This window comes from Winogradskyella sp. KYW1333 (assembly GCF_003335675.1).
In the GTDB taxonomy this organism is placed as follows: domain Bacteria; phylum Bacteroidota; class Bacteroidia; order Flavobacteriales; family Flavobacteriaceae; genus Winogradskyella.
Map to the genome: position 1 here is coordinate 108,540 of NZ_QPHL01000015.1, position 13,235 is coordinate 121,774.

The 13,235-nt window shown below is 32.2% G+C and carries 9 protein-coding genes; all 9 read left to right on the top strand.

Going from position 1 to position 13,235, the window contains the following annotated elements; genetic code table 11:
• Window positions 1–7: 7 nt before the first annotated feature.
• The 9 genes from DUZ96_RS06155 to DUZ96_RS06200 all read left to right on the top strand — a co-directional run bounded on the left by DUZ96_RS06155 (window position 8) and on the right by DUZ96_RS06200 (window position 13,234).
• Entirely contained in the window at window positions 8–1,282 is a 1,275-nt protein-coding gene (locus DUZ96_RS06155; protein WP_114301072.1) for a T9SS type A sorting domain-containing protein, read from the top strand.
• On the top strand, window positions 1,279–4,119 hold the full coding sequence (locus DUZ96_RS06160; RefSeq protein ID WP_114301073.1) for a metalloprotease: 2,841 nt from the start codon (window positions 1,279–1,281) through the stop codon (window positions 4,117–4,119). The genes DUZ96_RS06155 and DUZ96_RS06160 overlap by 4 nt, the downstream gene beginning before the upstream one ends.
• Before the next feature lie 153 nt (window positions 4,120–4,272).
• Entirely contained in the window at window positions 4,273–6,684 is a 2,412-nt protein-coding gene (locus DUZ96_RS06165) for a thiamine pyrophosphate-dependent enzyme (protein ID WP_114301074.1), read from the top strand.
• Between the two features lie 139 nt (window positions 6,685–6,823).
• Window positions 6,824–7,678 carry a polyphosphate kinase 2 gene (gene ppk2, locus DUZ96_RS06170; protein ID WP_114301075.1) on the top strand — a complete coding sequence of 285 codons (855 nt, stop codon included), beginning with the start codon at window positions 6,824–6,826 and terminating at the stop codon, window positions 7,676–7,678.
• Window positions 7,678–8,505 (top strand): polyphosphate kinase 2, encoded by an 828-nt coding sequence (gene ppk2, locus DUZ96_RS06175; protein WP_114301076.1) that lies wholly within the window; start codon window positions 7,678–7,680, stop codon window positions 8,503–8,505. Before ppk2 (DUZ96_RS06170) ends, ppk2 (DUZ96_RS06175) begins: the two co-directional genes overlap by 1 nt.
• Before the next feature lie 330 nt (window positions 8,506–8,835).
• Window positions 8,836–10,446, top strand: coding sequence for a class I SAM-dependent methyltransferase (locus DUZ96_RS06180; RefSeq protein WP_114301077.1), 1,611 nt, complete (start codon window positions 8,836–8,838; stop codon window positions 10,444–10,446).
• Window positions 10,447–10,841: 395 nt separating this feature from the next.
• Window positions 10,842–11,504: a hypothetical protein gene (locus tag DUZ96_RS06190; RefSeq protein ID WP_114301078.1), complete on the top strand. Its 663-nt coding sequence runs from the start codon at window positions 10,842–10,844 to the stop codon at window positions 11,502–11,504.
• A 1-nt stretch (window position 11,505) separates the two neighbouring features.
• The gene (locus DUZ96_RS06195) at window positions 11,506–12,579 is read left to right on the top strand and encodes a sensor histidine kinase (RefSeq protein WP_181855241.1); all 1,074 of its coding nucleotides are present in this window, start codon (window positions 11,506–11,508) and stop codon (window positions 12,577–12,579) included.
• Window positions 12,542–13,234 (top strand): LytTR family DNA-binding domain-containing protein, encoded by a 693-nt coding sequence (locus DUZ96_RS06200; RefSeq protein WP_114301080.1) that lies wholly within the window; start codon window positions 12,542–12,544, stop codon window positions 13,232–13,234. The genes DUZ96_RS06195 and DUZ96_RS06200 overlap by 38 nt, the downstream gene beginning before the upstream one ends.
• Window position 13,235 lies beyond the last annotated feature (1 nt).

Here is a 13,235-nt window from a genome sequence, read left to right on the forward strand (position 1 = left end):
CACCGCTATGAAAAAGAAAATATTTGGATGCTTTTTGCTCGCCTGCATGTTTTGGATAGATGTTTCTGGTCAAGAAACATTTAAGGTGATGTTTTATAATCTTCTAAACTATCCGTTAGAGGATGCCGTGCCTAACAGAGAAGATGATTTAGAATTTATACTTTCTGATTACCAACCCGATTTATTTTTGGTTTGCGAATTAAACAATATTATTGGTGCAAATAATGTACTTAACATTACTAGATCTTCAATTTCTACAAATTATGAAATGGCAACCTATGTTTCTAATACTTCAGATGATACCACAGGCGATCAAAATGATTTACAAAATCTATTGTATTATGATAGCACTAAATTCATATTAGAGGACGAGATCATTGTACCAACGGATTTAAGAGATTTTAATGTATATAAATTGAAAGTAAACACTGTTGATCAAACTACTAATCCAATAGAATTTTATGTTATCGTTTGTCATTTAAAGGCATCAAGTGGTGATCAAAATGAATTAAGGCGCTTTAATATGGTCGTAGAGTTAGATGATTACCTAAGTACTTTACCTTCAGACTCAAATATTTTGTTAGGAGGAGATTTAAATATATATACAGGGTCAGAACCAGCCTTTCAGCTATTGTTGCAAGACACCAACAATATAACTCTTGCCGACCCGGCTGATAGAGTTGGAAGTTGGAACAACAACCCTAATTTTGTTGATGTTTTTACGCAATCTACGAGAACCCAAAATGGATTAGGTGGTGCATCAGGTGGTTTAGATGATAGGTTCGATTTTATTTTAACCTCGGAGAATATGTTGACTAATGCTACGATTACATACGAACCGAACTCTTATCAAGTTTATGGTAATAACGGGTTATCAGCATGCTATAATAGTGCCATAAATTCTTCCGCATGTGCAATTCCTGGTTCTGAATTTTCTTTTGAAGTTAGAGATGCCCTACATAATTTCAGTGACCATTTACCTGTCACAATGAACCTAGAAATAGATGAAAATTTGCTTAGTATATATGATAATATTGCAGAAGCAGAATTAAAACTAGAAAAAACCATAGTAGATTCGGAGATTCACATCATAAATATACCAGCGAAACTTTTTGCCGAAGATATAGTCATTTATAATAGTTTAGGTAAAATGATAAAAAAAATACAGTTAGTATTAAATTCTAACTTAAAAATCAATTGTTCAGATTTGGCAAACGGTATTTACTTTTTAACTATCCCGAATTTTCAGATCAAACCGATTAAAATTATTGTTTCTCATTGATAGGTAAATCTCACATAGCAATTCTGTTATTCTGTTTTGGGTCAATATTATTTGCTCAGAACAAAATTACCGTTGATGCTGTAGTTGATATAGACAAAAAGTCTATTACTATTTCGCAAACGATAATTTATAAAAATGAATCAGACGATGCCTTAAAAGAAATTTACCTAAATGATTGGAATAATAGCTACTCAACAAAAACTACACCACTTGCAAAACGGTTTGAGGAAGAATTTAGCACCAAATTTCACTTAGCAAAAAGTGAACAAAGAGGATTTACCACAATTACTTCTCTAAAGGATATCTCTAATAATAAATTAGAGTTTACCAATTTAATAAATCATCCTGATGTAATTAAGGTGACATTACATTCAGAATTAAAACCAGGTGATTCCTATCATTTAATACTGAATTACAATCTTGTATTACCAGACGCAACCTTTACAGATTACGGCTTTACTAAAAATAAGAATTTTGATCTTAAATACTGGTACATAACGCCTACTGTTTATGATGGTAAATGGAATTATTATAGTAACAAGGATTTAAATGATTTATTTGTTCCAAAAGCAGACTTAGAACTAAAAGTTACCCACCCCTTGAATTACAAGGTAACCTCAGAGTTAGATTTGACACGCCTTGATTTAACCGAAGATAAAAAATCACAGATAACCTTTCTTAGTGGTAAAGATAGGGTTGATACATATTTGTCGATAAACCGGTTTCCGCGATTTAGCTTTGTGCAGACTGATGATTTTATAGTACTTTCTAATATCAATGAAAAAGGACTTGCTCCAACGGATAAGGCTGTTTTAACTGATAAAATTACACGGTTTTTAACGAAAAACTTAGGAGAATATCCACATAAACAACTTTTAGTTACTGAAATTGATTACAACCAGAATCCGTTATATGGTCTTAACCAGTTACCAGACTTTCTAAGACCTTTTCCAAAAGAATTTCAATACGAATTGAAATTGCTAAAAACAGCTTTAAAAAAGTATCTAGATAATATTCTGCTTATAAATCCACGCAAGGAAAATTGGCTTAGTGACGGATTACAAATATATTTTCTAATCAAATACGTTGAAGAGTATTACCCTGATATGAAATTAATTGGTACACTTGCCAATATCTGGGGTATTAGAGCTTTCCATGCTGCTGATCTAGACTTTAATTTTCAGTACTTTTTATATTCAATGGAAATTGCTAGAAAAAACCGTGATCAGCCACTAGCAACTTCAAAAGATTCACTTATAAAGTTTAATGCCAATATTGCTAATAAATACAAAGCTGGTGTTGGTTTTAATTATCTAGATGAATTTGCTAACGATATTGTTTTGAGGGAGAGTATTACTCAGTTTCTTAAAACAAATACAATACAAAACGTTTCAGTAAGTGACTTTGAATCATTTATAAAAAAAGAAACAACTAAGGATATTGATTGGTTTTTTAAAGATTATGTTGGTACAAGAAAAAAAATAGATTTTAAAATAAAAGACGTAGATACCACTGAGGACTCCATCAAGGTTACTATTAGGAATAAGAGGGGAAATACTATGCCTATCTCTCTTTTTAAACTCAAAAATGATTCTGTAATTGGTCAAACTTGGATTGAAAATATTGTTGGCACAAAGACTATTTCCATTCCAAAAGACGATACGGAAAAGTTTGTACTTGATTATGATAATATAGTCCCAGAATTTAATCAAAGAGATAATTATAAAGCAGTAAATGGGTCTTTCTTAAATAATAAGCCATTTCAGTTTAGGTTATTTAAGGATATAGAAGATCCAGATTATAATCAAATATTTTTCATGCCTTTAGTTGAGTTCAATAATATTTATGATGGTTTAACCCTTGGTACCAAAATTTATAATAAAACGATTTTAAGGAAACGCCTTAACTACAGGTTTTCGCCACAATATGCATTGAAATCTAAGTCATTAACAGGATCTGCCTCTGTCTATTACACTCATAATTTGGAGAACCAAAATCTATTTGATATCACTTACGGTATAGCCTCAGGTTATCAATCTTTTGCACAAGATGCATTTTTTACAAGTATAAGACCATCCATTTCCTTTTCGTTTAGAGATGATGATGACTTTAGAGCTGATGGTAGAGATTTTATTACAGCAAGGTATGTTAGCATTACTAGAGATATTGGTGAAAATGCTACCGTAACGGTTGACGAGCCTGATTATGGAGTTTTTAATTTACGTTACACACATTCTAATCCTGGAATTATTAATTTTTCAAGATTTAACGCAGATTTTCAGTTAGCAAATCAGTTCAGCAAACTTTCTGTAAACTATGAATTTAGGCGTCTCACAAGGAGTAATAGAAATATAAATTTTAGATTATTTGCTGGTATTTTCTTAAACAATGACAGTGATCCAAATTCTGACTATTTTAGCTTTGCACTAGACAGACCGACGGATTATCTATTTGATTTAAACTACCTTGGAAGATCCGAAGATGCAGGATTATTTAGCCAACAAATTATAATTGCAGAAGGAGGGTTTAAGTCCATGTTAGATACACCCTTTGCCAATCAATGGATTACTACTGCCAATTTCAGCACATCTATCTGGCGCTATATTCAAGCCTATGGTGACATTGGTTTGGTCAAAAACAAATTTGAAAAAACCAAATTCGTATACGATTCTGGTATTAGGCTAAATCTAGTTGAAGATTACTTTGAATTATACTTTCCACTTTATTCAAACTTGGGCTGGGAGATTTCCCAACCAAATTATGGAGAAAAAATCCGTTTCATCATAACCGTAGACCCACAAGTACTTTTAGGGCTGTTTAGACGAAAATGGTATTAACATATTCTTAGAGTAATGTTAATTTTTTACATTTTTTTAATAATTATGTAATTATGAAGCTTATTTATTAAGAATATTTCAATTTTATAACAGTGGATTATATTGTATAAAATTTTATTTTCCGTACCTTTGCGTATTCTAATTTAGACCTTAATGAAGACCAACCCAGATATTAAAACAGAGATTACATTTGAAGATTTTAAGGCAGAAGTCTTAAATGATTACAGGCTTGCTGTTACAAGTAGAGAATGTAGTTTACTAGGTCGTCGAGAGGTCTTAACAGGAAAGGCAAAATTTGGAATTTTTGGCGGAGGAAAGGAAATTCCTCAAATCGCTTGGGCAAAAGCATTCGCCAACGGCGACTTTAGGTCAGGATATTATAGAGATCAAACCTTTATGATGGCGATTGGAGAATTAACAATAGAACAGTTTTTTGCCGGACTATATGCCAACACAGACCTTAGGCAAGAACCTATGTCTGCTGGGCGTCAAATGGGTGGTCATTTTACAACACATAGTTTAGATGAAAACGGGAATTGGAAAGATTTAACCAAGCAGAAGAATTCTAGTGCTGATATTTCACCAACTGCAGCTCAGATGCCAAGACTATTAGGATTGGCTCAAGCATCTAAAATATACAGAAATGTGAAAGGAATTGACACTACTAATTTTTCTATTGAAGGAAACGAAGTTGCTTGGGGTACTATTGGTAATGCAAGTACTAGTGAAGGTCTGTTCTTCGAAACTGTAAACGCTGCAGGTGTTTTACAAGTACCTATGGTTATAAGTGTTTGGGATGACGACTATGGAATTTCAGTACATGCTAAACATCAAACTACTAAGGAAAACATATCAGAAATCCTTAAAGGATTCCAACGTACCGACAATGAAAATGGTTATGAGATTTTCCGTGTAAAAGGATGGAATTACCCTGAACTAATTGATGTTTATCAAAGAGCAGGACAAATAGCACGTAATGAGCATGTTCCTGTTCTAATACATGTACAAGAGCTAACCCAACCTCAAGGGCATTCAACTTCGGGATCGCACGAACGTTATAAGGATAACGAAAGACTAACATGGGAAGTTGAGCACGATTGTAATACGCAGATGCGTAAATGGATCATTAACAATAATATTGCTACGGACGATACATTGTTAACTCTAGAGCGTGAAATAAAAAAGGCTGTGAGAGATGGGAAAAAGGTAGCTTGGTCTGCATTTTTGAAGCCAATTCTCAAGGAGAAAAATGAAGTATTAGATTTATTAAAACAGCTTGCTTCATCTAGCCCAAATGGTGTATTTATCAACAAATTAATTGGTGAATTAGAATCTGTTAATGAACCATTAAGGCGAGATGTTTTATCAATAGCTAGAAAGGCCCTCAGATACGTATTATTTGAAAATTCAAAGGAAAAAACCACCCTTCAAAATTGGATTAGTACCTATATAGAAGATGTTCAACTAAAATACAGCTCACACCTTTACAGCGAGTCTGATAAAAACGTATTTAATCAAACAGCAGTAGAACCAATTTATGGCAAAGATTCTAAAGTTGTTGATGGGCGTATCGTCTTACGAGAAAATTTTGATGCCATTTTTAATAAATATCCTGAAGCGTTAATTTTTGGAGAAGATTCTGGATACATCGGTGATGTAAATCAAGGTTTAGAGGGATTACAAGAAAAACATGGTGAACTAAGAATATCAGATACTGGAATTAGAGAAGCTACAATTGTGGGTCAAGGTATCGGAATGGCAATGCGTGGATTAAGACCTATAGCAGAAATTCAGTATTTGGATTATCTCATGTATGCTCTTCAAATTATGAGTGATGATTTGGCTACAGTTCAGTACCGTACTAAAGGAAGGCAAAAAGCTCCAATGATAGTTAGAACTCGAGGTCATAGATTAGAAGGAATCTGGCACTCTGGATCGCAATTAGGTGGTATACTAAATCTAATTAGAGGTATCCATGTGTTAGTTCCCAGAAATATGACTAAAGCAGCAGGGTTTTATAATACCTTACTACAAAGTGATGAACCAGCACTCGTAGTTGAATGCCTTAATGGTTATAGATTAAAAGAAAAATTACCTAGTAACATTGGTGAATTTAAAACACCAATCGGCGTTGTTGAAACCTTAAAAGAAGGTGAGGATATTACTTTAGTATCTTATGGTTCTACTTTGCGTTTAGTAATGGAAGCCTCGAGAGAATTACTAGAAGTAGGTATAAATGCAGAAGTCATAGATGTTCAGTCATTACTTCCATTAGATATTAATCACGATATTGTAAAAAGTATAGCTAAAACTAATCGTGTTTTAATAATAGATGAGGATGTTGAAGGTGGTGCATCAGCTTTTATATTAAATGAGATTTTAAATAAACAAAATGCCTTTGAGCATTTAGACAGCCAACCTAAAACATTAGCTTCAAAACCTCATAGACCTGCATATGGAACCGATGGTGATTATTTCTCAAAACCATCGACAGAAGATATTTTTGAAACTGTGTATACGATAATGCATGAATTAAATCCAACCAATTATCCTGCATTACGATAAATAAGTCTTGATTATAGCAATTGTTACATAGAGCTCTCAAAAAATGAGGGCTTTATTTTTTCATATAACATAAATCATAATATATTTAAGGTGTATTAAATAGATTTGAAACAACTATTATTATAAACAATACTCTTCTATGCTGACTAGAGAACTTATAAATTCTTTTAAAACAAAATCTGATCTTAATGATTATTTAGAGGCTAACAGAGCTTCAAATTTAAGTTTTGACAAAGTGCTTGAAAAACATGCCTATGAACAAGAATTATTGCCATTACAGGCTGAGTTAGTACAATTTCAGAGATGGGTACAGAAAGAGAATAAAAAGATAGCTATAATTTTTGAAGGTCGGGATGCCTCAGGTAAAGGTGGCACTATAAAACGATTTAAAGAGCATCTTAATCCCAGAGCCATGCGGGTTGTTGCATTGAATAAACCAACTGAGGTTGAAAGGAATCAGTGGTATTTTAATCGCTATATAAAAGAATTACCTAATGCTGGAGAAATTGTATTCTTTGATAGAAGTTGGTACAACAGGGCAGTTGTGGAACCTGTAATGGGGTTTTGTGATAAAACACAATATGATCGTTTTATGATTCAAGTACCAGAATTTGAACACATGTTATTTGAATCTGGTACTCACATCATTAAATTTTGGTTTTCAGTTTCTAAAGAAGAACAACAGCGTCGGTTTGAAAAACGCTTAAATAATCCACTTAAAAAATGGAAATTTAGCCCAGTTGATGAAAAGGGCCAAGAACTTTGGGACGAATTCACTACCTATAAAAACCAAATGTTTAGCAGGACCCATAATCACTTTAGCCCATGGGTAGTAATAAAATCTAACAACAAAAAGCAAGCTCGCTTAGAAAGTATAAAGTACGTGCTTAGTTTATTTGATTACGAAAACAAAGGTGAGATTGGTAAAAATCTACTGCCAGACCCTAACATTGTACAACGTTATTTTAGAAACACCATTCAGCTAGACCAGTAATGAAAAATTCATTTAATCTAACAGATAAGGATCTTAATATTCTTAATTCTAAGAAAGGATTAGAAGCACTTTTAAGACAAAACAAATTTGATCTACAAAAGGCGCTAAGAAATGTCAAGTACGAGAAGCGTCTCGAAAAACTTCAAGAAGAAATGCTTATTTTACAACAATGGGTTGCTAGAAATAATAAAAAAGTAATCATCCTTTTTGAAGGACGCGATGCCGCTGGTAAAGGTGGTGCTATTAGACGTATTATTCAACATTTGCCACCACGTGCTATTAGAGTTGTTGCATTACCAAAACCAAATCAAACCGAAATAGGCCAATGGTATTTTCAGCGTTATATCAATAGACTCCCAAATAATGGTGAAATAGTATTCTTTGATAGAAGCTGGTACAACAGAGCAGTAGTTGAACCTGTAAATGGATTCTGTTCTAAAAAAGAATATGACATATTTATGGGCCAAGTAAATGAATTTGAAAAGATGATTCAAGATTCTGGAATTATTTTATTGAAGCTTTATTTTTCAATAACAAAGAATGAGCAGGCAAGACGCTTTAATGACATCATTTCCTCCTCTCACAAAAAATGGAAATATAGTGAGGTGGATAAAAAAGCGATAACACTTTGGGATGAATATACAAAGTATAAGGAAACAATGTTCCTAAATACACAGAAAGCTACGCCTTGGAAAATCATTAAGGCAAATAGAAAAACAAATGCTAGGATTAGAGCATTTGAGTATATTCTACATAAAATTCCTTACGAAAACAAAGATTTAGAAACTATAAAACCTAAATCCATCCGCGCATTATTAGAAGGATAGTCGTACTTTATATATAGTTGAATTTTATTAAAATTCAGGATAAAGAATAATTCAAATAACAGAAACCTCTTTTATGTGGTTGGCCCCAAAACTGACGGGTCGAAATTTAGTTACGGCTTTCCAATAATGCATAATTCTAAAAAAAATGAAACTGGTCTGTTGGTACAAAAGTTTATAAAGTCAATGGATTAGGATTTAAAAAATTACTGATTGAGATAAAAAAGGAATATGAAGGCAAAGCCATTTATTTATTGTATTCATTAATTATAGTTTAAAACGCACTTAAACACAATAAGTGCTTTTTTTATATCTTTAAATCAAACAACTTAAATGCTTACAAAAAAAGACAAGTCAAAACTTAGAAGCACCATTTTTAGACACTTAGACGGTATTGCTACATCAACATCCATTTATACATTACATAAACATAAAGTTTTAGACCATATTCTAAGGTTAGAAACTGTTGATTTGCATGACTTAGCTAAAGAATTTAAAGCCAATGAAGGCTATCTTAATGTGGCCCTGAGAGTAGTATGCTCGCAAGGATGGCTAATCCAAGAAATAAATAATGAAACCAACCAAGTAACCTACAAAACTAACGATAATAGTGAAAAAGCATTTGAGCTTGCATTATTATATGAAGATGTCGTTAATCTATTAAAATATTCAGACAGGTTTGCTCAAGAAAAAATGATAAGTGTTGATGCATTTATTACTTTGGAACGAATCTTTAAAAAATTTGAAAATAAATATGGTTTAGTTGATGAGGATGAATCATCAATAGAATTTCAAGTTTTAAAACATATTGAGGGTGTAATTGCAGGTCCTATTATAGTTTTACTTGGTGTCAATGGTCTTTTTCATAAATACTTTATGGAGGCCTCATTTACAGCCGAAGAATACCATAGAGATCCTGAGAGCTTTAGGAAGATTCTTAACTTCTTTTCACATTTAGGGTGGTTTAACAAGAAAAAGAATACTTATCAATTTACCGATAAAGGTCTGTTTTTTGCTAAACGTGCTAGTGCTTACGGTGTAACAGTTTCCTACATTCCAACTTTTTTAAAACTTGATGAACTCATCTTTGGAAACCCAAAAATCTTAAAGACTACATCACATAGCGAAACCGAAAAACATGTTCATAGAGAGATGAATGTTTGGGGAAGTGGTGGTGCTCACGCCACTTATTTTAAAGTAATTGACAAGGTAATTATTGACTTGTTTAACAGGCCGATTGATGAGCAACCTAAAGGCATTTTAGACATGGGTTGTGGCAATGGCGCATTTATAGAGCACATTTTTAATGTAATTGACCAACAAACTCTCAGAGGAACGATGTTAGATGAATACCCTCTCCTATTAGTGGGAGCTGATTTTAATAAGACTGCTCTTAAGGTAACGCGAGCAAATCTAATCAAGGCAGATATTTGGGCTAAGGTAATTTGGGGTGATATTGGAAGACCTGATCTTTTAGCTTCGGATTTAAAGGAAGATTACAACATTGAGCTTAGAGATTTGTTAAATGTAAGGACATTTTTAGATCACAATAGAATCTGGAATGCACCGAATAATCAATACAATATTATTAGCAATTCCTCAGGAGCTTTTGCAACTAATGGCATAAGGTTGTCAAATAACAATGTTGAAGCCTCTCTTTTCGAACACCTCAACAAATGGAAACCTTATGTTGAGAAATTTGGCTTATTAATTATCGAATTACATACAATAAAACCAGAATTGACAGCCAAAAATATTGGCAAGACACCAGCCACAGCATACGATGCCACTCATGGTTTCAGTGATCAGTATATCTTAGAGGTAGGTGTATTTAGAGCTATGGCACAGAAAGCAGGACTAATACCAGATGACAATCATTTTGCCAGATTTCCTGATAGCGATTTAGCCACAGTGAGTATTAACCTATTAAAGGGAGCACTTTAATGTCAAATAAAGAAGAGAATCAATTAATTACTAGAGATTGGCTTGCCATAGAACGCACTAAACTTACCAACGAACGCACATTTCTAGCTTACTTTAGGACCTTTTTAGTATAACTTGGGACAGGAGTAACAATAATAAAACTAGAAATGTTTTCGGATATAGAATCCTTTGGAATAATATTAGTTAATGTATCTATAATTATTCTTGCGATTGGTATCTTTCGCTTTATACGTGTTAAACATAAAATACGAAAACACTATAAGGTTTAGTTTAAAAAAATATTTTCAATTAGTATATGTTCATTGTTTGACATGAGCAGACCTTAGTTTGTCGAAATTTGTTGGTTAAAAGATATAACCAGCTGAAATTTGTATAAACTTTAAAACAAGTACGACATGAAAAAGCTAAAGCACATATTATCATTCACCTTGATCTTTCTTCTAAACTCTTGTATTGTTAAGTCTTTACGCCCATTTTATTTAGCAGAACACATTAGGTTTAACGACCAATTAATTGGTAACTGGACAACAGGAGAGAATAGTACCTGGGAAATTACATCCTTTAAAGAAACTTGGGAAAAAGACAATGAAGGAAATTCAAAACTGATGGAAGACGATATGGAAGCCTATGAATCATACAAGAATGCTTATGTTGTTAAATACATGAGTTCAGAAAAAGAGGCGTTCTTTTTAGCTATGCCCTTTATGGTAGATAAACATTTGTTTTTAGATTTTACACCATTTGAATATGAGGACAGTGGTATTAACAGATTAGTAGCTCAACATCTTTTAAAAACACATTCTGTAACCTATGTAGATTTTCAAAATGATGGTACCATTAAGTTAAAATGGTTGGATGAATCAGTTGTGACAAACTTAATAAGCGAGAAAAAATTAAGGTTAAAACATGAAAAAACAGGTATAGATGAAGATTTGGTACTTACGGCAAGTAGTGAAGAACTTTACAGTTTTCTGAAAAAATTTATGAAATCTGATATTGAAAACAAATGGGATAAAGATGTAATTAAAACGCTTAAACCTTCTAATGCCAAGCCTTAATATGCAATATATAAAACCAAAAAATATCCACAGACCATTACTGTTTCATAGTGTTCTGTGGATATTGGCTTTTCTAATTTTAATATTTGTTTTTACAAAAGGCAAGCAACCGGTAACAATAGATTTTATTTACACCATTGGATTTCTGCTTCTTATAGCTATTCCTGTTTGTATTAATTTCTATTGGCTCATCCCAAAGTTTCTCAAAAGAGAAAATTATATATTATATATAATAGGATTTACCTTATCTGGCCTAGTATTTGGCTACATTATTTATAATTTTTTTCAACCATTTTTAGATACTCTTTTTCCTTCTTATTTTTTCATTTCATATCTCACAAACAACAATTTAATCATAGTAATTGTTATATTTCTTATTAGCACTACATTGTTGAAACTAGGAGAGGATTGGTTCTATTTTAATAGCAGTCAGAATAAAGCACTCAAACAGAAAAGTCTTCAGTTTGAAACCCAATTATCAGCTTTAAGGTCTCAAATTAACCCACATTTTTTATTTAATTCTCTCAATGTTATTTATGCGCTGGCTTTAGAAAAAAAAGAAGACATATCTAAAGCGATTGTTCAACTTTCTGATATTTTAAGATATGTTATTTATGATTCTGATACTGAAAGTGTAAGTCTTAAAGATGAAGTTAATTTATTGAAGAATTATATTGCCTTTCAAAATTATCGTATAAACGCAACAAATGCCGTAGATTTTACTTTAGATATAGAAAATTACGACTTTAAGATTTATCCTATGCTTTTATTACCACTGCTCGAGAATAGTTATAAACATGGGGATATCCATGATCAAGATCATTTACCTATTAAGGCAAGTATCTCACAAAAGGGAAATACATTTTGCTTTGAAATTTCAAACGCAAATCTTCAAATAAAAAATGCAATTAATGCAAAACACTCAGGTGTTGGTTTAAGTAACCTTAAGAATAATTTAAATTTGGTATATCCTGATAAACACCAACTAACTATAAGTGAAAATGAAGATATTTTTAAAGTTATCTTAAATTTAACCGATGAAGCACAAAACCAAAATATCATGCTTGATTATTGATGACGAAATTTCGTCACAAAAGGTGTTGCAACATTTTGTTGCAGAAGTAACTGTTTTAGATTTAAAAGCAACTTGCAATAATGCTTCTGAAGCATTTAAATACCTGCAATTAAATGAATATGTAGATCTGTTGTTTTTAGATGTTAATATGCCTAATCAAACAGGATTAGATTTTTACAAAACCCTTAAAAATCCTCCAAAGGTTATTTTCACTACAGCTTATCCCCAATATGCTGTTGAAGGATTTGAAGTAAATGCAGTGGATTACTTATTAAAACCTATTTCGTTTGAACGCTTTCTTACAGCAATTAACAAAACCATAAGCCTATTAAACATTGAAAGCGACACTCAAAATTTTATAATTTTAAAAGAGAACAAATCGCTTCATAAAATTAATTTTGATGATATTCTTTACCTAGAAGCTTTTGGCGACTATGTAAAGGTGCATGCACATAACAAAACTATTGCAACACATAGTACTTTTTCTAGTTTAATTGAAAATTTTCCAGATTATTTTCTTAGAGTACACAAATCGTTTAGTGTAAATCTCAATAAAATGACACAAGTTTCCGGTAATCAAATTACAGTTGATAATTACACAATTCCAATTGGCCAAACCTATAGGCAATCCGTTTTAAATGCTTTAAATTTGTAGA